This is a genomic window from Umezawaea endophytica, from assembly GCF_025061645.1.
Classification (GTDB): Bacteria; Actinomycetota; Actinomycetes; order Mycobacteriales; family Pseudonocardiaceae; genus Umezawaea; species Umezawaea endophytica.
In genome coordinates this window covers 49,245-71,178 of the sequence record NZ_JANYMP010000043.1, presented here as the reverse complement: position 1 = coordinate 71,178, position 21,934 = coordinate 49,245, and the positions used below count along the sequence as shown (strand labels likewise).

Below are 21,934 nucleotides of genomic sequence, written 5' to 3'. Positions count from 1 at the left end.
CACGACGCAGTGCCCCGGAGCGGGCACGCTCACCTCTGCCGCCCGTTGATCAGGCTGATCGCCTCGGAACGCGAGGACGCGGAGCTGCGCAGGATCCCCCGCACCGCCGACGTCGTCGTGCGCGAACCGGGCTTGCGGACGCCCCGCATGCCCATGCACAGGTGCTCGGCCTCCACGACGACGATCACGCCGCGCGGTTCCAGCCTGCGCACCAGCGCGTCGGCGACCTGCGAGGTCAGCCGCTCCTGGACCTGCGGGCGCTTGGCGTACAGGTCGACCAGGCGGGCCAGCTTCGACAGCCCGGTGACCCGCCCCTGCTCGTTCGGGATGTAGCCGACGTGCGCCACGCCGTGGAACGGCAGGAGGTGGTGCTCGCAGAAGCTGAACATCGGGATGTCCGTGACCAGGACGAGCTCCTCGTGGCTCTCGTCGAAGGTCTTGGCGAGCACGCTGTCCGGATCGGTGTGCAATCCGGCGAACAGCTCCCGGTACGCACGGGCCACGCGGCCGGGCGTGTCGCGGAGGCCCTCGCGTTCCGGGTCCTCACCGCAGGCGATCAGCAGTTCGCGGACGGCGCTCTCCGCGCGGGCGAAGTCGAAGACGCGCCGCGCGGCGACGCCGGCCTCCCCATTGCTGGAGAGGCCGGCGTCGTCGTCGAGGTCGATCTCGGTCACTTGCGGTTGTCCGGGTCGGTGTCGAACGACCGCTTGCCCGCCTCGGCTTCCGCCTGCTGCTCGGTCGGGGTCGGCGTCCACGAACCGGACGGCTGGCCGCCGGGAACCGTGGCCGGGGTCCAGCCGGGGGGCGCGCCGTAGTTCGGCGGGCCCGACTGGTTGACCGGCTGCGGCTGGTACCCGTTCGGCTGGCCGCCGTTCGGAGCCGCGGGCGGCGGGTCCTGCGGGCGGTCGTCGCCGAGCGGCGGCGGCTCCTCGTCGAGGGTGTCCTCGACCAGGGGCGGCCACGGCTCGCCGCGTTCCTTGGCCAGCTCGCCGGGGGTCTTGACCGGCGGGATATTCGACGGCGTGCGGTCACCGAAGTCGTTGAACTGGGTGATCCGCGGCCGCTTCTCGACCCGCGCGAAGACCCGCTCCAGGTCCTTCTGGTGCAGGGTCTCCTTCTCGATCAGTTCCAGCGTGAGGTCGTCCAGCACGTCGCGGTAGGTGTTGAGCACCTCGTACGCCTCGGTGTGGGCGGCCTCGATGAGCTTGCGGACTTCCTCGTCGATCTCGTGCGCGACCTCGAGCGAGTAGTCGGACTGGCGCCCGGCCGTGCGGCCGAGGAAGGGCTCGCCCTGCTCCTGGCCGTACTTCACGGCGCCGAGCTTGGCGCTCATGCCGTACTCGGTGACCATCGCGCGGGCGATCTTGGTCGCCTGCTCGATGTCGTTGGAGGCGCCCGTGGTCGGCTCGTGGAAGACCAGTTCCTCGGCGGACCTGCCGCCGAGCGCGAACACCAGCCGGGCGATCATCTCGGACCTGGTCATCAGGTCCTTGTCCTCCTCGGGCACGGAGAGGGTGTGACCACCCGTCCGGCCGCGGGCGAGGATCGTGACCTTGTACACCGGGTCGATGTCCGGCATGGCCCACGCGGCCAGGGCGTGCCCGGCCTCGTGGTACGCGGTGATCTTCTTCTCCTTCTCGGAGATGATCCGGCTCTTGCGGGCCGGACCGCCGATCACGCGGTCCACGGACTCTTCCAGTTCGACGCTGCTGATGACCGTGCCGTTCTTGCGCGCGGTCAGCAGGGCGGCCTCGTTGATCACGTTGGCCAAGTCGGCGCCGGAGAACCCGACGGTCCGCTTGGCGAGGCCGTCGAGGTCGGCGTCCTCCGTCAACGGCTTGCCCTTGGAGTGCACGCGCAGGATCTGCTTGCGGCCCTTCAGGTCCGGTGCGGACACCGGGATCTGCCGGTCGAAGCGGCCGGGGCGCAGCAGGGCCGGGTCGAGGATGTCCGGGCGGTTCGTCGCCGCGATCAGGATGATCCCGCCGCGCGAGTCGAAGCCGTCCATCTCCACCAGTAGCTGGTTGAGGGTCTGCTCGCGCTCGTCGTGACCGCCGCCCATGCCGGCGCCGCGGTGGCGGCCGACGGCGTCGATCTCGTCGACGAAGATGATGCAGGGCGCGTTGGCCTTGGCCTGTTCGAACAGGTCGCGGACGCGCGAGGCGCCCACGCCGACGAACATCTCGACGAAGTCCGAACCCGAGATGGAGTAGAACGGCACGCCCGCCTCACCCGCGACGGCGCGGGCGAGCAGGGTCTTGCCGGTTCCGGGAGGGCCGTAGAGCAGGACGCCCTTCGGGATCTTCGCGCCGAGCGCCTGGTAGCGGCCGGGGTTCTGGAGGAAGTCCTTGATCTCCTCTAGTTCCTCGACGGCCTCTTCGGCACCGGCGACGTCACCGAACGTCGTCTTCGGCATGTCCTTGGACAACTGCTTGGCCTTGGACTTGCCGAAGTTCATGACGCGGTTGCCGCCACCCTGGGCGTTGTTCATCATCCACATCAGCAGCAGCAGCAAGAGCCCGAGCGGCACCAGGTAGATCAGCACCTGCATCAGGAAGGATTCCTGGCTGACCTTCGTCTCCAGGACGGGCTTGTTCGGCGCCGAGTCCAGGATCGTGAAGATCTCGTCCGTGGACGAGGCCGGGAACTGCGTGATCACCCGGTCGTGGCCATTGATGTTCGCGCCGGGGTTCAAGGTCAGCTTGAGCCGCTGTTCCTTGTCCTCCAGCGTGACTTCCTTGACGTTGCCGGCGCGCGCTTGTGCCAGCGCTTCGGACGTCTTGACCGGGGTATACCCCCTGGTGTCGTCGAAGAGCATGGTGAAGATGAAGTAGAACATCAACACCGCCGCGATCCACAGCAGCGGGTTGCGAAGCAGGCGCTTGCGGTCCATTCACTTACGGCCGTCGGGCGGCCTCGACCCTCCCTGACTTGCATGTCGGGTGATGGGGGCCCCACCTCTCCCGTCGACGGGCACTGACGGGTACACCCGTCCGGCCAGCCTACCGCCCGTCGACCCGACCCGGCCGATCCACGGGGGATGCGGGCGGGAACGGGAAGCCTGACGGCACTGAGCGGACAACGGACGAACCAGGCAGCGGGTTCCCCGCCGTGACCGTGGACACGGATTCCGGGTGCTCCGGGTTCACCAATTGAGAAAACATGAGGAATACTCGATCGGCTTGCGCCGCAACTCACTGGGCCGAACGGACCAATCTTGCCGATGTCGGCGCGGGATGGTCGAAACTGGTCGTGAACTTCGGGGACCCGCAGCCCGTAACACTCGATAGGGGTACCGCGTTACTTACAGGTAGCTACCTGCATCGGTCCACCTGAGCGACGAGGGCGACGGACCTCCACCCTGCCAGCCGAACACGTGTCACCCTCAGAACCACGGAGAGTTTTCCATCGCCCAAACGGGTGAATACTGAACCGAAGGTACCCACGGTATGTCATCCCGCAACCAGCCAACCACCAGCCTGCTCCGCCGGATCGCCCTCCCCGTGGGGGCGCTGATCGGCGTGGTGGCGGCAGTCAGCGTCACCGTGGTCGCGTTGAAGGCCACCAGCGGCCCCGACTGCCAGGGCGCCCTCCCGCTGAAGGTCGCGGTCACCCCCGCCGCCGAGGACGTCGTCCGGCAGACCGCCTCCGAGTACCAGTCGACCCAGCCGATCGTGGACGGCAAGTGCGTCCAGGTGCAGATCGAGTCGCGCGGCGCGGCCGACGTCGCCAAGGAACTGCCGACCGCGCAGATCAACCCGCCCGCGCTGTGGATCCCGGACTCGTCGATGTGGGCCGCCGAGACGCAGAAGGAAGCGGGCGAGATCGGCCAGGACGCGCCGCGCCTCGACGTGAAGGACTCACTGGCCAGCTCCCCGATGGTGATCGCGGGCTCCGAGCAGTCGATGTCGAAGCTCGGCTGGCCCGTCACACCCATCAGCTGGTCCCGCGTGGTCGACCCGGCCGTGCCGGTGACGTTGAGCGACCCGACGCAGTCCACGGAGGGCCTGGCCACGCTGGCCGTCGTCCGCGGCCTGCTCGGCAACCCCGACGGCTCCCCCAAGCCGGAACTGGTCAGCGCCCTGCTGCGCGTCGGCCGGGAAGCGCTGCCGTCCGTGCGCGACGCGTTCAACAAGGTCACGCAGGGCGCCGAGAACGCGCCGATCTTCACCGCGAGCGAGCAGAACGTGATGGCGAACAACCGCTCGGTAGGCGAGCGGCGGGTCGTGGCGTCCTACCCCAAGGAGGGGACGCTCGGCTTCGACTTCCCGCTGGTGCGGGTCAGCAGGGCCGGTGAGCACTCGGGCACCGAGGCCGCCGCGGCGGGCTTCGAGAAGGCGCTGCGCTCCCCCGAGGCCGCGAAGCGGTTCGCCGACGCCGGGTTCCGCACCCCGCAGGGCCGCGCGCCCGACGGCTGGACGACGGAGAAGGACGGCGTCAACGGCGACCAGGTCAACCTGCTGAAGGCGCCGACGACGGACCAGGTGTCCGAGCTGCTGCGCACGTGGGGCGCCATCGCGCTGGACTCGCGGATGCTCGCGGTGCTGGACGTGTCCGGCTCGATGGCCGAGAAGATGAGCAACGGCCAGACCCGCATCGAGGCCGCCACCCAGGCAGCGCTGACCGCGTTGAGCCTGATGCCCGACACCTCGGACATCGGCCTGTGGGCGTTCTCGACGGACAAGAAGCCGCCGAACGACTGGATCTCGCTCGTCCCGATCGGCCCGCTCGGCGAGCCGCTCGGCGGCAAGCCGCGACGTGAGGTGCTGGTCTCGGGCGCGCAGGGCCTGGCGTCGATCGTCGGCGGCGGCACCGCGCTCAACGACACCGCGCTGGCGGCGTGGCGCTTCATGCAGTCGACCTACGACCCGGCGAAGATCAACTCGGTCACGCTGATCACCGACGGCCGCAACGACGACATCTCCAGCGTCGACATGGCCGAACTGGTGAAGACCTTCCAGACCGAGGGCGACCCGGCGCGGCCCGTCCCGATGATCATGGTCGGCCTCGGCCAGGAAGCCGACATGGACGCACTGCGCCAGATCTCCGCGGCCACCGGCGGCAAGGCCTACCAGGCCCTCCAGCCAGCCGACATCCAAGGCGTGCTGCTGGACGCCATCAGCCAACGCCGTTGCAGGCCGAACTGTTAAATGGCGGTAGTCGCCGCAGTGATCATGCGAACGACAAGGGCCCCCGCACGGTGTGCGGGGGCCCTTGTCGTTCGATCAGCTCGAATAGACCTTGGGGTCCAGCTTCCCGATGTACGGGAGGTCGCGGTAGCGCTCGGCGTAGTCCAGGCCGTAGCCCACGACGAACTCGTTGGGGATGTCGAAGCCGACGTACTTGACCGGCACCTCGACCTTGACCGCGTCGGGCTTGCGCAGCAGCGTGCAGACCTCCAGCGAGCGCGGCTTGCGCGACGCCAGGTTCTTCAGCAGCCACGACAGCGTGAGTCCGGAGTCGATGATGTCCTCGACGATGACGACGTCGCGGTCGGCGATGTCGCGGTCGAGGTCCTTGAGGATGCGGACGACGCCCGAGGAGGACGTCGAGGAGCCGTACGAGCTGACCGCCATGAACTCCAACTGGACCGGCACGGGTAGTGCCCTCGCCAGGTCGGTCATGAACATCACCGCGCCCTTGAGCACCGTGATCAGCACGAGATCGGATCCACCGTCGTCGGGGTAGTCGGCCGCGACTTTCTTCGCGAGTTCGGTGACCTTGTCCCTGATCTCCTCTTCGGTGATCAGGGTTGAGGCGATGTCGCCGTCGTACACGGTGTCCCCTCTGTCATGACTGCCTTGGGTCTAGCTTGAGCCTGCCATGCGCGCGCCGCGCCACCAACCCGCCGGACAGCCACACTCCGCCCTGGCCGCGCCAGGCGGCTACCAGCGCGTCCACCGCCCTAACGTGCGAATCGGACAACTCGGGCGCACCTGACGCGAGCAGCCAGCGGCGGATCACCCGGCGGCGCAGCGCGGGGGGCAGCGGCACCAGCGCGGCGACGTCGGCAGGATCACCCTCGAAGGCGTCCGCCATGGCGTCCAGCGCGTCGTTGTCGTCGCGCAACTGGGCCGCCGTGCGGGCCAGCGCGGCGCCGACACCACCCTGGAGGACGTCCTCCAAAAGGGGCATGACCTCGGTCCGCAGCCGCACCCTGGTGAACGCCGGGTCGGTGTTGTGCGGGTCGTGCCACGGCTCCAGCCCGAGCGCGGCGCACGCGGCGGCCGTGGTCGCCCTGGTGACGCCGAGCAGCGGACGGCCCCACGGGACGTCGAGCGGTCTCATGCCCGCGATCGACCGGGGACCGGAGCCGCGGCCGAGGCCGAGCAGCACCGTCTCGGCCTGGTCGTCCTGGGTGTGCCCGAGCAGCACGAGCCCCTCCGACGGCCGGAGCGCGGCGTAGCGGGCCCTCCTGGCCGCCGCTTCGGGACCTCCGCCGCCGTCGACCACGACGGGCAGCACGGTCGCGGACAGGCCCAGTTCACCGCACTGCGCCGCGGCCCGCGCGGCGACCTCGGACGACCCGGCCTGCAAGCCGTGGTCCACGACCAGCGCGCGGACGTCCGATCCCTTCAGCACGTGCGCGGTGGCGGCGGCCAGCGCCAGTGAGTCCGCTCCGCCGGACACCGCGACGGCGACCCCGCCGGACGCCGGGGGGCCCGCGTCGTCCAGGAACCGCCGAACCGCCGTCCGCACCTCCGAGACGGCCGGGTCGGGTCGGTTCACGGTGCGACGCGGCGCAGCCACTCCGCCGGATCGGTGATCTCCGCGCGGGTCGGGAGGGTTTCCGGCGACGTCCAGACGACGTTGAAGCGCTCCATGCCCACCGCGTCGACGACGTGCCCGGTGAACGCGGCGCCCTCGGCGTACTGGCGGACCTTCGCCTCGACGCCCAGCAGCGTGCGCAGCACCCGGTCCAGCACGCCGCCGCCCTTGCGGCGTTCGGTGAACCGGTCGCGGATCGTGTGCACCGACGGCACCACGGACGGGCCGACGGCGTCCATCACGTGGTCCGCGTGGCCTTCGAGGAGTGTCGACAGCGCGACCAGCCGGTCGATGGCGGCCTTCTGCTCGGTCGACTGGAACAGCTCGATCAGCCCCATCGGGCCCTCGGTGTCGCGGATGCGCTTGCGGAACTCGCGCACCACCTCCGGCAGCTTGGTGATCGAGCCGGAGGGGGCGTCCATCGCGGCGAGCAGGTCGGACACCTGCGAGCCGAAGTAGTCGCGCAGCCACGGGACCCCGGTGAACTGGAGCCGGTGCGTGCACTCGTGCAGGCAGACCCACAGGCTGAAGTCCTCGGCGGGCACGTCCAGCGCCCGCTGGGCGGCGACGATGTTCGGCGCCACCAGCAGCAGCCTGCCCGCGCCGTCCGAGCCGAACGGGTCGTACTGGCCGAGCACGCGGGAGCTGAGGAACGACAGCACGATCCCCGCCTGCACCCCGGCCGTGCTCGCCATTACCCCGCCGAGCGGGCCGTTCTGCCGGGACATCGCGGAGTCGGTCAGCGCGGCCAGCCCCTGCACCGCGGCGCGCGCCCACGCGGGCCGGTCCACGACCTCGCCCGGCAGCAGCGGCAGGCCGTGGCCGAGACCGGTCAGCTCGCGGACGTGCACCTCGGCCTCGGGAGCGAGCTCCCGCAGCCTGCTGACCGCTATGTCGGCCTCGGCCCTGGGGATGATCGGACCGGGCCGCACGAGGCGCGCGGCCGTCGACGCGGCCAACTCCCAGTCGACGGGGGTGGTCGTCGTCTCGTCGCCCGGTCGTGCCACACGGGCTTGCGGTGCCGCGTTCACCCTTCCGACGCTACCTGCGTGCTCCGGTTACGCACAGCCGCAGCCGCGCAGCGTGGCCGCCAGCACGTCCAGTGCCTGGCGCACCTCGTCCGTGTTGCCGGGGCTGTTGGACATGAACGCGAACACCAGCAGCCTGCCGTCGGTGTCCACGACGGCGCCCGCGAGCGAGTTCACGCCGGTCAGGGTGCCGGTCTTGGCCCGCACCCAGCCCTTCCCGCTCGCCGCGGCCGCCTGGTAGCGGTTGGCCAGGGTGCCGCTGCCGCCCGCGACGGGCAGCGCGGTCAGCAGCGGGCGCAGCTTCGCGGTGCGCGGGTCGCTCGCGTCCGGTTTCGCCGCGACCTCCAGGATCTGGCCGAGCAGCTTCGCCGGGATCTTGTTCTGGGGCGACATGCCGCTGGCGTCGACGATCGTGGCCCCGCCGACGTCGAACTGGTTCTTCGTCAGCACGTCCTTGACGGCCTTGGCCGCGCCCTCGAACGACGGCGGCTGCCCGGTGACCTTGGCGACCTCGCGGGCGAGCGCCTCGGCCAGGATGTTGTCCGAGATCTGCATGGTGTTCTCGACGAGCTGGTCCAGCGGCGCGGACTTCACCTCGCCCAGCACCTTCGGGTTGCCGCCCGCGGGCGCGGGGCCGGGGGCCGCGGTGGCCACGCCGAGCCGCTGCGCGAGCCCGTTGGCGGCGTCCAGCGCGGGCGTGGCGGTGCGGGGGCTGTTCGGGTTCTTCGTGTCCTGCCTGCCGCCGTCGACCATGAACGGGACGATCGGCGTGATCGAGCCGCCCGCGATGTCGGCTTGGTCCCAGCCGGGGGCGGTGCCCTCGCCCGCGTACCGGCTGAGGTCGAACTGGACCGCCGTGATCGGCGCGGTCGCGTTGGCCTTGACCTGCGCGGCGAGGTCGTCGAGGGTCGCGGCGCCGGGGTAGACGGTGGTCGTGCCGTCCGGTTGCGACGACAGCGTCGGGTCGCCGCCGCCGATGATCACGACGGTTCCGGGCGCGTCGCCCTGGACGACCTTGGTCGACAACTGGGCGGTGTGGTCGATCGAGAGCAGCGCCGCGGCCGTGGCCAGGGTCTTGATCGTGGACGCCGGGATCTGCGGCGTCGTGTCGCCCTGCTGCCACAGCGCGGTCCCGGTCGCCGGGTCGATCACGACGCCGGTCAGCGGGCTGAGCACCCCGGCGGCGGCGGGTCCGGCCAGCGCGGCGCCGACGCCCGACGCGGTCGGCGCGGGCGCGTCCCCCGCCACGCCCTTGACCGAGAAGGACACCTTCGCGGGCGGGGCGGGCGGTGCCGTCGTCAGCGCCGCCTCACCGCCGAAGTCGAGGGTCGTCGCCGCGTAGATGCCACCGCCGACGAGCGCGACCACGGCCACCAGCGCGCCGACGAGGAGGAGCGGCTTCTTCCGCTTCGGCTCGACCGCCGGTTCGGCGGGCTTCTCGGGTTCCCGCGCGGCGGGCTGAGCGGCGGGCTTGGCGTCCGCGATCGGTTCGGTCTTCTGCGCGGGGATCCGCTCCGGCATCGCGCGCTGCGTCGGCGGATCGGCCTGCACCGGCGGACGTTGCGGCGGCGAGAGCGGCGGCAGCTTGGGCTGCGGGCGCGGCACCTGCATGCGCATGGTCGGCGGATCGGCGGGCCGCGGCTTCGGCACCGGGTGCTCGACGGGCTTCGGCCGTTGCACCTTCACCGTCGGCGGGTCCGCGGAGGGCTTCGCCTGCGGGGTCGGCACCTGCACGGTGGGTGACTCCGGTGCGATCTCGAACACACCCGAGTCGTCGTCCTCGGTGGGCCACGAAAGCTCGTCCGGCGCACCGGAATCGGGGTCACCAGGTCCGGGCACGCGATCCTCCAGCGAGTCTTCTAAGGGCAATCTCACACCCACCGGCACCCACCACGATGCGGGTCGGGTGGTCGTCGTAGTCCACACTAGTGGCGCAACGGCAGAGGGTGTCGCACACGCGGCGTCACCTCAGCATGACGAGGCGAGACGAAGCAGAGGACGCGCAGTGGAGTTCGACGTCACCATCGAGATCCCCAAGGGTGTGCGCAACAAGTACGAGATGGACCACAAGACAGGTCGCATCCGCTTGGACCGCACGCTGTTCACGGCCACCCAGTACCCGGCGGACTACGGGTTCGTGGACAACACCCTCGGCGAGGACGGCGACCCGCTCGACGCGCTGGTGATCGTCCAGGAGCCCACGTTCCCCGGCTGCCTGATCAAGTCGCGCGCCATCGGCATGTTCCGCATGACCGACGAGAAGGGCGGCGACGACAAGCTGCTCTGCGTGCCCGCCGACGACCCGCGGTCGGAGCACCTGCGCGACATCCACCACCTGAACGAGTTCTACCGGCTGGAGATCCAGCACTTCTTCGAGGTCTACAAGGACCTGGAGCCCGGCAAGAGCGTCGAGGGCGCGAGCTGGGTAGGCCGCGTCGAGGCCGAGGCCGAGGTCATCCGCTCGTACCAGCGCCTCAAGGACGCCATCGCGCGCGGCGAGGACCACTGAGTCTTCTCTGACTGCTCCGCAGATCAGGGCTCGGCCGCCTGAAGTCGGCACGTCGGCACCGATTTTTTTCGACCAGGGCAGAGACTTCGTCACCGCCCTGGTCGAAAAAAATGGGAGACCGACCTACCGACGCGGCCTCGCAAGAGCCGTGGACAGGTGGTTCTCAGAGCCAAAAGTGCCCCGCACCTCATCGAGGTGCGGGGCACTTTTTTCACTACATCTAGTGAATCGGGAGCGGGGGTGCGACCGCTTCCTTGGCCTCGTTCTCGTCGTTCATGCGCTCCAGGCCGGACCGCGTGGACAACGGCACCTCCTTGAGGAACCACACGAGCACGAAACCGATCAGCACCACGACGCCGCCGACCAGGAACACCGTGTCGATCGCGCCGGAGAAGCCGTCCAGGAACGGGCGCGCCAGCACCGGGTCGAGCGTCTTGAGGAACTCGGTGTTGTTCAGGTCGACACCGGAACCGCCGCCGCCCTGCAAGCCCTGAGCGAACTGGGCGTTCTCCGGCTTCGCCAGCGCCGCCTGGAAGTCCGGGTTGCCGAACGCCGACGTGAGCGCGTTGCCGATCTTGTCGCCGACGCTGCTGAACAGGATCGACAGGAACACGGCGGTGCCGACGGTGCCGCCGATCTGGCGGAAGAACGTGGCCGACGACGTCGCGACGCCCATGTCCCTCGGCTCGGCGTCGTTCTGGATCGCCAGCAGCAGGGTCTGCATGCACAGCCCCAGCCCGGCGCCCATCACGAACATCAGGCTGAGCGTGAAGGCGTTCGACGTGTCCGTGCCGATCGTGCTGAACGCGAACAGCGCACCCGCCATCAGCGCGAAGCCCATGATGGGGAACAGCTTGTAGCGCCCCGTCTTCGCGGTGATCTGGCCGCTGATCCCGGCGGCCGACATGATGCCGAACGTCAGCGGGAGCAGCATCAGACCGGCTTCGGTCGCCGAGGCGCCCTTGACGATCTGGAGGTACAGCGGCAGGGAGACCATGCCGCCGAACATGCCGATGCCCATCACGAAGTTGATCGAGTTGCCGAGCGAGAACGTGCCGCTGCGGAACAGCCTCAGCGGCAGCAGCGCCTCGTCGCCCATGCGCTTCTCGTTGAGGATGAAGCCGATGACACCGAGCACGCCGAGCGCGTACATGGCGATCGAGGTGCCGGACGCCCAGCCCCACTCACGACCCTGCTCGGCGACGATCAGCAGCGGCACCAGGCCGATGCTGAGCAGCGCGGCGCCCCAGAAGTCGATGCGGTGGTCGACCCGCTTGTGCGGGACGTTGAGCACCTTGGCGACGACGACGAGCGCGATCAGCGCGATCGGCACGTTGATCAGGAACACCCAGCGCCAGCCGGTGATGCCCGCGAACGAGTCCAGGCCCGCGAACAAGCCGCCGACGACCGGGCCCGCGACGCTGGACACGCCGAACACGGCCATGAAGTACGCGGAGTACTTGCTGCGCTCGCGCGGCGACGTGATGTCCGCCAGGATCGCCATGCCGAGCGACATCAGGCCGCCCGCGCCGAGGCCCTGCACCGCGCGGAACGCGGCCAGCTCGTACATCGAGGTCGCGATGCCCGAGAGCAGCGACCCGATCAGGAACAGCGTGATCGCGGACAGGTACATCGGCTTGCGGCCGTAGATGTCCGAGAGCTTGCCGTACAGCGGCGTCGTGATCGTGGCGGTGATCAGGTACGCCGTGGTGGCCCACGCTTGCAGCGTCTGGCCCTGCAACTCGTCGGCGATGGTCTTCATCGCCGACGACACGATCGTCTGGTCGAGCGCCGCGAGGAACATCCCCAGCAGCAGGCCGGACAGGATCGTCAGGATCTGACGGTGGGTGAGCAGGGACTCGCCTCGCGGCGACGCCTCCGCTCTCTCTACCGTTTCCGACATCACTTCTCCCCTCCTGAGCGCGGCCCCAGTCCGCTCTCAGCCAAAAATCCCGGAAGCGCGTGCTCGTAGTCGCCCACGAAGCGCTCTAACAAGTCGGTGAAGGTCTGCCAGTCCGGTTGGGACCAGCTCCCGAACATCCGTGCGATGGCCTCGTTGCGCATCCGGCGGCGTTCGCGCAGCAACTGCTGGCCCGCCCCGGTGGCGACGAGCACGCTGGCCCGTCCGTCCTCCGGGTCGGCACGGCGTTCCACGAGCCCGTCCTTGACCAGGCCCGCCACCTGGCGGCTGACGGTCGAGGGGTCGGAGAGGACCGCCTCGGCCAGCGCGCTGGACCGGGAGGGACCCAGGTGGGCGAGGTTCGCGAGCAGGACGAACGCGGCCTTGTCCATGCCGGCCTTGCCCATCTGGGCCGCGACGCACGCGTGCATCTTGTTGAGGCGGATCATCGCCAGGCCGACCCGGTCGGCCAGCTCCAGTTCCGCTTCACCGTCGACCGAACCCACCGCGCCACTCACCGGGTCCACCATGGGAAAACTCCGTTGCTTGCATCAACCAACTAGTTGCTGAGTACAAGCATGAACTCGGATGGCGTAGCGAAGCAAACGAATTACGCGTGAGCCGCGTCTCAGCAGCCGGTTACCAACGGGTAGGCAACAGGGTTACCGACCGGTAGCATCCGGGGTCATGAGTGAGGACTACACGTTCGTCGCGGACGCCATGAAGCAGGGCGTGCCGTGGGTCGGGACCGCGGGCATCGACTTCATCGAGGTCGAGGGCCACCGCGTGCTCGTCGAGCTGCCCGACGGCGAGGCGAACCGCAACCACGTCGGCGGCCCGCACGCGGCCGTCGTCTTCGGCGCGGGCGAGACCGCGTCCGGCGCCGTCGTGCTCGCGGCGTTCTCGAAGCACATGGACAAGGCCACCCCGCTCGTCGCCCGCGCGGAGATCTCCTACAAGAGGGTCGCCACCGGCGTGCTGCGCGCCGAAGCCGTCCTCGGCCGCCCCGCCGCCGACGTGATCGCCGAACTGGCCTCCGGCACGCGGCCCGAGTTCCCGGTGCACGTCACGGTCACCAGGTCCGACGGCGCCACCACGGCGGAGATGGTCGTGACCTGGACCCTGCGCCCGAACCGCTGACCGCCCTCCACACCGGACACCCGCGGGCGTAACACCGTTGCGGCGCGCGGATCCCCCCGCCGAGTCCCGTTCGGACCACGGCGGGACCGGAATCGCCTGCGGGTAAACCGATTCAGGGACCAGGCTCACCCGATCCGCCGGGCGAGCCTGGCCCTTTCGGGGAGTCGACTTGGTAACGTCCTGTGACCCGCGTAACACGCAGGACGCCCGTTTGCGATGACCCGATCACAGGTGCGACCGCCGCGCCCTTGGAGGATCGCGTGCCCAGTACTCCCCCCGTGGCTCCTCGGTGGCGACGCGGAGCGGTCCCGTTCCTCCTCGCCCTCCTCTGCGCAGGCGGATGCGCGTCCAAGACGGACCTCACGGCCGCGATCCAGGTGACCACGCCGAGTTCGACGCCGAGCACCGCCCCGATGCTGACGACGACCACGGGTGCGCCGCCGCAGCCGACGATGGAGGTCGCCGACGTCGTGGACGGTCGCACGCTCGTCAGCTCGGACGGCAGGACGGTGCAGATCGCGGGGCTCGCGGTCCCCGGCGAGTGCTGGGCGCGGGCGGCGACCGAGTTCACCCGCAAGACGTTGAACGGCAAGACCGTCAAGTACTCCACGACCTTCGGCACGTCCGCCGTCGTGATCATGCCCGACGGGTCGGACTTCGCGGTGGAGGCGGTGCGCCGCGGCATGGGCCGCGCGGAACCGGGCTCGACGACCTCGCTCAAGTCCGCGCAGTCGGCCGCCGAACAGGCCGGGCTCGGCCTGTGGGGCGGCGAGTGCGGCGGGAAGGACACCGTCGACCAGGCCGGTGCGCAGAACCAGAAGCAGTCCGGTTCGGACGACGTGTACTTCGCGAGCTGCGACGCGGCGAGGCGCGCGGGCCTCGGCCCGATCGTCACCGGCCAGCCCGGCTACGGCAAGCACCTCGACCCGGACGGAGACGGGATCGCGTGCGACCGCTAGGCGCTGGTAGAACCACCCCATGAAGGTGGACAGCGTCGAGATCACGTTCGACCCGCGCGAGATCGGCCGCACTGCCGCGGAGGCCGAGGCCGTGGGCTACGACGGGTTCTGGGTGGCGGAAGCGCAGCACGACCCGTTCGTCGCGTTGAGCGTGGCCGCCGGGACGACGTCGACGATCGGGCTCGGCACGTCGATCGCGGTCGCGTTCGCCCGCAACCCGATGAGCACGGCGGTCCTCGCGAACGACCTGCAACTGCTGTCCGGCGGCCGTTTCCACCTGGGCCTGGGGTCCCAGGTGGAGCCGCACATCACCAAGCGGTTCTCGATGCCGTGGTCGAAACCCGCCGCCCGGATGCGGGAGTACGTCCTGGCGATGCGGGCGATCTGGCAGAGCTGGGAGACCGGCGAACGGCCGAAGTTCCGCGGCGAGTTCTTCACCCACACCGTGATGACGCCGTTCTTCGACCCCGGCCCGAATCCCTACGGACCACCGAAGGTGTACCTCGCGGGTGTCGGCGAACTGATGACCGAGGTCGCGGGCGAGGTCGCCGACGGCTTCCTGTGCCACAGCTTCACGACCGAGCGGTACCTGCGCGAGGTGACGATCCCGGCGCTCGAACGCGGCCGGGCCAAAGCCGGGAAACCGTTGGCGGGCCTGGAGATCAGCGGGCCGTCGTTCGTCGCGACCGGCGGCACCGCCGAGGAGTTGGCCGCGTCGATCGCGGACACGAAGAAGCAGATCGCCTTCTACGGCTCGACCCCGTCCTACCGCAAGGTCCTCGACCTGCACGGGTGGGGCGACCTGCACGAGGAGCTGCACGCCATGTCCCGGCGGCAGCGGTGGGACGACATGACCGCGGCCGTCGACGACGAGGTGCTCAGGGCGTTCGCCGTCGTCGGCGAGCCGGAGCAGGTGGCGGCGGAACTGCTGGCCCGCTACGGCGACGTCACGACCCGCGCCTCCTGCTACGCGCCCTACCGGAGCGACCCCGAGCGGTGGGGCCGCGTGTTCACCGCGCTCAAGGACGGGTGATCCGGTGGCGCCCGCTCGGCGTGTCCCGCAGGCCGTGGTGGAACAGCGCCAGTTCCGCCTTGACCCGCAGCACCCCGGTGCGCCTTATCCACCGCCGCCTGCCGACGCTCGCCGCGCACAGGGCGACCGGCAGCACGAGCAAGGTCATCAGGATCGTCGGGATCATGGTCATCGCCTCCTCCGGCAGGGCAACGTCCGAGTAGGACCCCGCTTACGGAGTTCGCGCGAAGGCCACCCCGATGGAGCAACCGCCGCACCGGGAGGACGTTCCGCCGATCCCCCCGCCGGAGACCGCTGTCGACCGCTCACCGGAAGTGTCGCCGAGGATGGGGACGAGCGGAAGAACTCCGGGTCACCAGCACGTCACCTGCCGGGGAATCCCGGAATCGCCGGGGGTTCCCCGGTCTAGAGGTCCGGCAGCGGGTCCGGGGGGAACGAGTCCCTCGTCGTCTCCGCGTCCGCCGCCGCGATCACCGAGATGTACTCGTCCCAGGTCTGGAACGGCGAGCCGTCCACGGTGAACACCGGGTCCATCGTCGTGTCCACCGGTCCAAGCCGCAAGCTCCGCTCGTACGTCCAGTGCACGGACTTCGGCCGGTTGTGGCTCAGCCAGCTACACGCCAGCATGACGATGTTCTCGTCCGTCACCACGAAGATGAACGGCTTGGTGAACAGCGGCATCCCCACGACCGTGCTCGCCACGGCCGGGAACAGGTAGCGGATCTCGGTGCCCGGCGGCAGCAGCGCCTTGCAGCGTTCCCGGACCACTGCGCTCAACGGCATGTCCCCACGACCTTCCCCCGGTGCCACCAGGTCAACGGGCACGGGCGCGGTTCGGTTCCGCCTACCTGATCAACTCGTCGGGCACCCGCAGGTCCGGGTGCTGGTAGAGCGCGGCGACGGCGTCCAGGTCGTCCCCCGCGCACACGACGGCGACCTCGTCCAGCAGCTCGTCGTAGTCCGCCCCGGTCTTCCCCTCGTAGGCCTCCGCCATCCGCCCCCACTCGTCCCACGGCAGGGTTTCCACGTTGTTCAACGCCGCCAGGTCCCGCACGACGTTGCCCCGGATCTCCGACGGCCCCCAGTTCTCCGTACCGGGCACCCCGAACTTCGCCCCGTCCACCTCACCGCGCCGGTAAGCACTCCACGCCTCGCCCCCGGTCAGGAACTCCCCCGGCTTCAGATCACGCGGGTCGACCCCCCGCTCCTGCCCGAAGATCTCCGTGTCAACCCGCACCCACCGCCCCCCGGCCCAGAATTCCGTCACCCAGTGATCCATCCCCAACCCGACCTCGAAGTACATCCCGAACCCGCACCGCACCCGCGCGGCCACCCCCCGATCCCGCAGCAGCGCACAACTCATCACCGCGAAGTGCCTGCACGTCCCCACAACCCGCTTCTCCGCAACCCGCGCCTCGGTCAACGGCGCCGGGTCGAGCGCCAACAACAACCGCGCCAACGCCCCCGCGGGCCGAACGTTCTTCTCCACCTGCCGCTCAGCGGGCATGTCCTTCCCCGGCTGCTCGTCGGGGTGCAGGAAGAGGGCGTGGACGGGCTCGCAGATCTCCAGCGGATCAGCGGCAACCACGGAACCCGCGGCTTCGCCGAGCGAGGTGAACGGTCCGGGAGCGCTGTAGTCGATCTTCCCCATCGAGCGATGCTACGACGAAACCCGCAAAAGCATCAGGCCCGGTCGCACGAACGCGACCGGGCCTGACTCGTATCTCACCAGAGCCGCCTATCGGAATCGAACCGATGACCTGTTCATTACGAGTGAACCGCTCTAGCCGACTGAGCTAAGGCGGCGAGACGCGATAACTATAGCTGACGCCAAGACCGTCACCGACAGGGGTCCCCCTCGTTAGTCTTCTCGTGACGCCGCTCACCACGGGGTCGCGCTCTTCATCGTCGAGGAGGACTTCCCACATGCGCAGACGCCGGCTCGTGTTGGCCGTGCCCACCGCCGCGGCGTTGTTCGCGCTCTGCGCGGCACCCGCGCTGGCGCAGCCGGTCACGACGCCGGTGCCGGGGCCGGTGAGTCCCGGGCAGCCGCCGGTGTCCGCGCCGAACGGGCCGCAATCGCTTGCGCACGCGGTGGGTGATGCGGGGACGGGGTTGGCGGTCGTGCGGTTGGCGCCGGAGTCGACGACGACGAACACGATCCTGCCCGGTTTCGGGGAGGAGTTGCCCAAGCAGTCAGCCGCGGAGCTGGGTGTCGGGCTGGCGAGCGCGCAGGTGAACACCGAGGCGTACCTGGCGTTCGAGCGGTCGGTGGCGCAGGCGTCTCCGCTCGGGTTCGCGGTGCAGGGGCGGGCGCCGCAGACGCCGGGGTCGCTGGCGCAGACGGCGTCGCCGGACAACGCCGCGGGGTTGAGCGGTGGGCTGGCGCTGCCGAAGACGCCGCTGGACGCGCTGCTCACGGTGAAGGGCCTGGAGGGCGCCGTGCACGCGCGGTGGGACGACCGGCTCGGGCCGTGCGTGCAGCCGTTGAGCGAGGCGAAGACGTCGCTGGCGAGCCTGTCCGTGCTGAACGCGATCCCGACGCTGCCGTCGTCGCCAGACCTGACCGGGATGCTCACGCAGGACACGCCGAAGCTGGACGCGGCCGCGAAGCAGTCGCTGATCGACGGGCTCAAGGGCCTGACCGCGCCGCTCAGCCAGCTCGGCGGGCTGCTGTCCGGCACCGCCGACACGGGCGAGAAGGGGTCGCTGCTCAGCCTGCCGGAGACGATGGCGGCGCGGTCGTCGGTGGAGCTGGTCGACCTGCCGGACTCGGCGAACAAGGCCGTGAAGACCACGTCGACGCTCCAGGCGGCGAGCGTGCGACTGCTCGCGGGCACGCCGATGGAGGTCCGGATCGACGTGGTGAGCCAGCCGACGCTGGTGGCGCTGGCGACGGGCGTCGAGGCGACGTCGACGATCACCTACACCGCGCCGGTGCTGCGGGTGACGCAGGGCGGCAAGGTGCTCGGCACGCTGGACGCGGCCAACCCGAAGCTGGAGATCCCGATCGGCATCCCGATCGCGGGCCTGCCCGAACTGCCGAAGCTGCCGATCATCGGCGGGATCCTGCCGAACGGCGGTGACGTGCCCGCCGAGCTCAAGAAGCTCGACATCGGGGTGCTGCGCCTCCAGATCGCGCAGTTCAACGAGAAGAAGCAGGCGCTGAACGGCCCGTTGACGCAGGGCGGTCCGACGATCAAGGGGTTCATGCTCGGCGCCACGGCCCGGCTGCTGGACCTGCAACTGCTGCCGACGGACGCCCTCGGCCTGCCGAACCTGCCGTCCGCGCTGGCGCAGGTGTCGCTGGGCGAGCAGATCGTGCGCGCCGCGGCACCGGAGGGCGGCGTGGTCTGCGGCACGACGACACCTCCCGCCGGTGCGCAACCACCGCCGCCGGGCCAGCCGCGCCCGACCATCCCGCTGGCGTACACGACGGCGGCCTACAAGACGATCCCGATCTTCTGGCTCGGCACGGCGCTGCTGCTGGCGGGTGTGGTGATCGTCTCCGCGATGCCGGGCGCCCGTCGCCGCGAGCCCGCGCTGGTCGGCGCGACGGAGGTCGTGACGGCGACCGAGCCCGAGGCGGAGCCGGAGGACGTGGCCGAGCCCGACAACACCGAGCCGGAAGTCACCGAGCCGGAGGACGTCGCCGAACCCGAGGCAGAGCCGGAAGTCGCAGAGCCGGAAGACGTGACCGAACCCGAGGCCGATCCCAAGCCCAAAACTGAGGACTAGAGCCGGGTGGGGAGGCCCCGACGCCTCCCCACCCGGTTCACGTCCTCACAGGCCGATGGCGCGCGAGATCTCGGCGGGCTTGAGCACCCGCAGCAGTGCCTCCATGAAGTAGTAGTCCGCGTACGGCAGCGAAACCTCGACCCCGTCCTCCGACGGCCGGTTGCGGGTTCCGCGCGCCAGCACCGCTTCCGCCCGCGTCGACTTCTTCGTCAGGCAGTCCCTGGTCAGGCCGTGCAGGATGCGCAGCGCGGAGTCCCGGTACTGGCTCCTCCCGGACGCCTTGGCCAGGTCCAGCAGGCCCGCGGCCATGATCGCGCCCGCCGACGAGTCCTTGATGTCGTTTGGCGCCTGCGGTGCGCGGTAGTCCCACACCGGCACGTGGTCCGGCGTGAGCTGGCCCAGCGCGAAGTCCGACAGCTTCCGCGCGGTGGCGAGGAACGACGCGTCGTTGGTGCGCCGGTACATCGTGGTGAACCCGTAGATCGCCCACGCCTGCCCGCGCGACCACGCCGACGTCGGGCTGTAGCCCTGCACGGTGTTCTGGCCGATCGGGGCGCCCGTGGTCGGGTTGAAGTCGAAGACGTGCGGCGTCGAACCGTCCGGGCGGACGAAGTGCGTCTGCGTCGTCTTCGCGTGGGCGATGGCGATGTCGAGGTACTTGCGGTCGCCCGTCTCCTTCGAGGCGAACGCGAGCAGGTCGAGGTTCATCATCGTGTCGATGATCGACCGGCCCGCGTCGTTGGGGGAACTCAGCGACCCCCACGCCCGGATGAACCGCCCGGCCGCGTTGAACCTGCCGATCAGCCCGTCGGCGGCCTTGATCGCGCCGTCGCGCCACTTCACGTCGCCGGTGAGCCGCCACGCCGTGACCCACGACGGGTAGAACAGGAAGCCCATGTCGTGGTCGCGGGCCACGTCCTTGCGCGGCGACAACCGCTCGGACGCCGCCAGCGCGAGCGTCTTGAACTGGGCGTCGTCACTCGCGAGGTAGGCCATCCACAGCGTTCCCGGCCAGAAGCCGCCGACCCAGCCGCCGTCGGCGACGTAGGTCCACCTCTCGGCCCTGGTGATCTCGGGGAACGTCGTGATGGCCGGTCCGGTGACGCGCACCTTCGACACGGCGTAGTCGAGCGCGCCGCGCAACGCTTCCGGACCGGGCACGGGCTCCTGCGCCAACGCGGTTCCTCCCGTCACGGCGGTGGTTCCGGCCGCGACGGCGGCCGAGGTCAGCAAGGTACGGCGGGACATTGTCATGGGACCATCCATCCGAGGATCGGCGTTGATTGCAGGTAGGCCAGGACGCACATGAGGAGCAGCAGGAGCAGGCTCCAGCCGAAGACGCGGCGGAAGAGTTCGCCTTCCTTGCCGACCAGGCCCGCGGCGGCGGTGCCGATCGCCAGGTTCTGGGGCGAGATCATCTTCGCCATGACGCCGCCGGAACTGTTCGAGGCGCCGAACAGGAACGGGGACGCGTCGAGTTGTTGGGCGGCAGTGGTTTGCAGGGTTCCGAAGAGGGCGTTGGAGCCCGCGTCGGTGCCGGTGATCGTGACGCCGAACCAGCCCACCACGGGTGACAGGAACGCGAAGAACGCGCCCGTGCCCGCGAGCCACACGCCGAGCGTGGTGATCTGGCCGGAGAAGTTCATGACGTAGGACAGGGCGAACACGGCCAGGATCGCGAGGATCGCCCAACCAAAGCGGCGGATCGTGCGACCGTAGATCGCGACGGCCCTGCCGAGCCCGACGCGCAGCACGAGCAGGGACAGCAGGCCGGAGACGAGCAGCAGCGTGCCGGTCGCCGACAGCGGGTTGAGCGTGTACACCGTCGCGACGGGCTTCCCGTTCGCGCCGGTGATGTGCAGGCCCGGCCAGGCGAACTTCGTGGTCGCCTTCTCCAGCAGCGTTTTCACGGCGGTGACCTGGGCGAGCGAGAAGACGGCCACGATGATCGCGTACGGGGCGAACGCGACGGCCACGTCACGCCGGGAGTCGTCACGGGTGTCGTCCGGCGAACCGCCGCCGACGGTCACGGGCACGCCCGCGGGCTTGCGGAGCCGGACCGCCGCGATCACCGCGCCGACCGAGACGACGGCCGCGATGATGTCGCACAGCTTGTAGGACACGAAGTTCGACACCAGGTACTGCGTGACGCCGAACGACAGCCCGGCGGCGAGGGCGATCGGCCACACCTCGCGGACGCCGCGCCTGCCGTCGACGATGAACACCAGCACGAACGGCACCAGCACCGCGAGCAGCGACACCTGGCGGCCCGCCATCGCGCCGAACTGCTCGGCGGGCAGGCCCGTCACGGTGCCCAGGACGGTGATCGGGTTGCCCATGCCGCCGAACGCGACGGGCGCGGTGTCCGCGACGAGCGCGAGCGCGGCGGCCTTCATCGGGGCGACGCCGAGCGCGATGAGCATGACCGAGCAGATGGCGACCGGTCCGCCGCCGCCCGCGAGCGCTTCCAGGAGCGCGCCGAACGAGAAGGCGATCACGATCGCCTGCACGCGGGGGTCGTCGCTGATCGAGCTGAACGCCCGGCGCAGCACGGTGAAGTGCCCGCTCTCGACGGTGAGGTCGTAGATCCAGATGGCGTTGAACGTGATCCACAGGACCACGAGCACGCTGGTCGCGGCGCCGAAGGCCGCGGAGTTGAGCGCGGTGCCCAGCGGCATCGAGTACACGGCCACGGCGATGCCGAGCGAGAGCGCCAGCGCCGTCAGGCCCGCCCAGTGCGCCTTCCACCTGAGGCCGCCCAGCAGCACCAGCACCGTGACCAGGGGGATCAGGGCGAGGAGCGCGGACAGGAGTAGGGACCCCGTTGGGTCGGGGTTCTGCTGGTACATCGTCTACCGC

At 70.1% G+C, this 21,934-nt stretch carries 19 protein-coding genes and 1 tRNA gene; 6 read left to right on the top strand and 14 right to left on the bottom strand.

Features of this window, described 5'->3' with window-relative positions; translation table 11 throughout:
- Positions 1–29: 29 nt before the first annotated feature.
- Together folE and ftsH are read right to left on the bottom strand one after the other, a co-directional pair.
- Positions 30–665 (bottom strand): GTP cyclohydrolase I FolE, encoded by a 636-nt coding sequence (gene folE / locus NZH93_RS46195; RefSeq protein WP_372507014.1) that lies wholly within the window; start codon positions 663–665, stop codon positions 30–32.
- A gap of 5 nt (positions 666–670) precedes the next feature.
- On the bottom strand, positions 671–2,893 hold the full coding sequence (ftsH, locus tag NZH93_RS46190; RefSeq protein ID WP_259629716.1) for an ATP-dependent zinc metalloprotease FtsH: 2,223 nt from the start codon (positions 2,891–2,893) through the stop codon (positions 671–673).
- 556 nt (positions 2,894–3,449) lie between these two features.
- Between ftsH and NZH93_RS46185 the strand changes: the two genes are divergently transcribed.
- On the top strand, positions 3,450–5,150 hold the full coding sequence (locus tag NZH93_RS46185) for a substrate-binding and VWA domain-containing protein (protein ID WP_259629715.1): 1,701 nt from the start codon (positions 3,450–3,452) through the stop codon (positions 5,148–5,150).
- 75 nt (positions 5,151–5,225) lie between these two features.
- Here the strand turns inward: NZH93_RS46185 and hpt are convergent, their stop codons facing one another.
- The 4 genes from hpt to dacB are packed head-to-tail and all read right to left on the bottom strand — an operon-like array spanning position 5,226 to position 9,635.
- Complete coding sequence (hpt, locus tag NZH93_RS46180; RefSeq protein WP_259629714.1) at positions 5,226–5,777, bottom strand: hypoxanthine phosphoribosyltransferase; 552 nt, start codon at positions 5,775–5,777, stop codon at positions 5,226–5,228.
- A 13-nt stretch (positions 5,778–5,790) separates the two neighbouring features.
- Positions 5,791–6,729 (bottom strand): tRNA lysidine(34) synthetase TilS, encoded by a 939-nt coding sequence (gene tilS / locus NZH93_RS46175; protein ID WP_259629713.1) that lies wholly within the window; start codon positions 6,727–6,729, stop codon positions 5,791–5,793.
- Positions 6,726–7,799, bottom strand: coding sequence for an Rv3626c family coenzyme F420 biosynthesis-associated protein (locus NZH93_RS46170; RefSeq protein ID WP_259629712.1), 1,074 nt, complete (start codon positions 7,797–7,799; stop codon positions 6,726–6,728). Before NZH93_RS46170 ends, tilS begins: the two co-directional genes overlap by 4 nt.
- 27 nt (positions 7,800–7,826) lie before the next feature.
- Complete coding sequence (gene dacB / locus NZH93_RS46165) at positions 7,827–9,635, bottom strand: D-alanyl-D-alanine carboxypeptidase/D-alanyl-D-alanine endopeptidase (RefSeq protein WP_259629711.1); 1,809 nt, start codon at positions 9,633–9,635, stop codon at positions 7,827–7,829.
- A gap of 166 nt (positions 9,636–9,801) precedes the next feature.
- On the opposite strand from dacB, the gene NZH93_RS46160 reads away from it, so the two are divergent.
- Entirely contained in the window at positions 9,802–10,305 is a 504-nt protein-coding gene (locus tag NZH93_RS46160) for an inorganic diphosphatase (protein ID WP_259629710.1), read from the top strand.
- A gap of 220 nt (positions 10,306–10,525) precedes the next feature.
- Here NZH93_RS46160 and NZH93_RS46155 read toward each other — a convergent pair whose 3' ends face one another.
- Positions 10,526–12,208, bottom strand: coding sequence for an MDR family MFS transporter (locus NZH93_RS46155; protein ID WP_259629709.1), 1,683 nt, complete (start codon positions 12,206–12,208; stop codon positions 10,526–10,528).
- Positions 12,208–12,735, bottom strand: a complete 528-nt coding sequence (locus NZH93_RS46150) for a MarR family winged helix-turn-helix transcriptional regulator (protein ID WP_259629708.1) — start codon at positions 12,733–12,735, stop codon at positions 12,208–12,210. Before NZH93_RS46150 ends, NZH93_RS46155 begins: the two co-directional genes overlap by 1 nt.
- Positions 12,736–12,892: 157 nt before the next feature.
- Between NZH93_RS46150 and NZH93_RS46145 the strand changes: the two genes are divergently transcribed.
- The 3 genes from NZH93_RS46145 to NZH93_RS46135 all read left to right on the top strand — a co-directional run bounded on the left by NZH93_RS46145 (position 12,893) and on the right by NZH93_RS46135 (position 15,337).
- Complete coding sequence (locus NZH93_RS46145) at positions 12,893–13,345, top strand: DUF4442 domain-containing protein (RefSeq protein ID WP_259629707.1); 453 nt, start codon at positions 12,893–12,895, stop codon at positions 13,343–13,345.
- 260 nt (positions 13,346–13,605) lie between these two features.
- On the top strand, positions 13,606–14,304 hold the full coding sequence (locus NZH93_RS51135; protein WP_259629706.1) for a thermonuclease family protein: 699 nt from the start codon (positions 13,606–13,608) through the stop codon (positions 14,302–14,304).
- A 19-nt stretch (positions 14,305–14,323) separates the two neighbouring features.
- Positions 14,324–15,337: an LLM class F420-dependent oxidoreductase gene (locus tag NZH93_RS46135; protein WP_259629705.1), complete on the top strand. Its 1,014-nt coding sequence runs from the start codon at positions 14,324–14,326 to the stop codon at positions 15,335–15,337.
- Here NZH93_RS46135 and NZH93_RS46130 read toward each other — a convergent pair.
- The 4 genes from NZH93_RS46130 to NZH93_RS46115 all read right to left on the bottom strand — a co-directional run bounded on the left by NZH93_RS46130 (position 15,324) and on the right by NZH93_RS46115 (position 17,143).
- On the bottom strand, positions 15,324–15,503 hold the full coding sequence (locus tag NZH93_RS46130) for a hypothetical protein (RefSeq protein WP_259629704.1): 180 nt from the start codon (positions 15,501–15,503) through the stop codon (positions 15,324–15,326). The two genes, NZH93_RS46135 and NZH93_RS46130, sit on opposite strands and share 14 nt — an antisense overlap.
- Positions 15,504–15,742: 239 nt before the next feature.
- Positions 15,743–16,120, bottom strand: a complete 378-nt coding sequence (locus tag NZH93_RS46125; protein WP_259629703.1) for a hypothetical protein — start codon at positions 16,118–16,120, stop codon at positions 15,743–15,745.
- A 61-nt stretch (positions 16,121–16,181) separates the two neighbouring features.
- Positions 16,182–16,988, bottom strand: coding sequence for a transglutaminase-like domain-containing protein (locus NZH93_RS46120; protein WP_259629702.1), 807 nt, complete (start codon positions 16,986–16,988; stop codon positions 16,182–16,184).
- A gap of 81 nt (positions 16,989–17,069) precedes the next feature.
- Positions 17,070–17,143, bottom strand: a tRNA-Thr gene (locus NZH93_RS46115).
- Between the two features lie 120 nt (positions 17,144–17,263).
- On the opposite strand from NZH93_RS46115, the gene NZH93_RS46110 reads away from it, so the two are divergent.
- Positions 17,264–19,075, top strand: a complete 1,812-nt coding sequence (locus tag NZH93_RS46110) for a hypothetical protein (RefSeq protein WP_259629701.1) — start codon at positions 17,264–17,266, stop codon at positions 19,073–19,075.
- A 45-nt stretch (positions 19,076–19,120) separates the two neighbouring features.
- On the opposite strand, the gene NZH93_RS46105 is transcribed toward NZH93_RS46110, so the two are convergent.
- Positions 19,121–20,323 (bottom strand): glycoside hydrolase family 88 protein, encoded by a 1,203-nt coding sequence (locus NZH93_RS46105; protein WP_308214309.1) that lies wholly within the window; start codon positions 20,321–20,323, stop codon positions 19,121–19,123.
- Positions 20,324–20,325: 2 nt separating this feature from the next.
- Entirely contained in the window at positions 20,326–21,924 is a 1,599-nt protein-coding gene (locus tag NZH93_RS46100; protein ID WP_259629699.1) for an L-lactate permease, read from the bottom strand.
- Positions 21,925–21,934: the final 10 nt, after the last annotated feature.

Bases quoted from the DNA above. Each gene is read 5' to 3' on its own strand.
- NZH93_RS46110 (WP_259629701.1), top strand. From the start codon at position 17,264: ATGCGCAGACGCCGGCTCGTGTTGGCCGTGCCCACCGCCGCGGCGTTG.
- NZH93_RS46185 (WP_259629715.1), top strand. From the start codon at position 3,450: ATGTCATCCCGCAACCAGCCAACCACCAGCCTGCTCCGCCGGATCGCC.
- ftsH (WP_259629716.1), bottom strand. From the start codon at position 2,893: ATGGACCGCAAGCGCCTGCTTCGCAACCCGCTGCTGTGGATCGCGGCG.
- NZH93_RS46100 (WP_259629699.1), bottom strand. From the start codon at position 21,924: ATGTACCAGCAGAACCCCGACCCAACGGGGTCCCTACTCCTGTCCGCG.
- NZH93_RS46130 (WP_259629704.1), bottom strand. From the start codon at position 15,503: ATGATCCCGACGATCCTGATGACCTTGCTCGTGCTGCCGGTCGCCCTG.
- NZH93_RS46150 (WP_259629708.1), bottom strand. From the start codon at position 12,735: ATGGTGGACCCGGTGAGTGGCGCGGTGGGTTCGGTCGACGGTGAAGCG.
- NZH93_RS46135 (WP_259629705.1), top strand. From the start codon at position 14,324: ATGAAGGTGGACAGCGTCGAGATCACGTTCGACCCGCGCGAGATCGGC.
- NZH93_RS46155 (WP_259629709.1), bottom strand. From the start codon at position 12,208: ATGTCGGAAACGGTAGAGAGAGCGGAGGCGTCGCCGCGAGGCGAGTCC.
- NZH93_RS46125 (WP_259629703.1), bottom strand. From the start codon at position 16,120: ATGCCGTTGAGCGCAGTGGTCCGGGAACGCTGCAAGGCGCTGCTGCCG.
- NZH93_RS46105 (WP_308214309.1), bottom strand. From the start codon at position 20,323: ATGTCCCGCCGTACCTTGCTGACCTCGGCCGCCGTCGCGGCCGGAACC.
- NZH93_RS46120 (WP_259629702.1), bottom strand. From the start codon at position 16,988: ATGGGGAAGATCGACTACAGCGCTCCCGGACCGTTCACCTCGCTCGGC.
- NZH93_RS46145 (WP_259629707.1), top strand. From the start codon at position 12,893: ATGAGTGAGGACTACACGTTCGTCGCGGACGCCATGAAGCAGGGCGTG.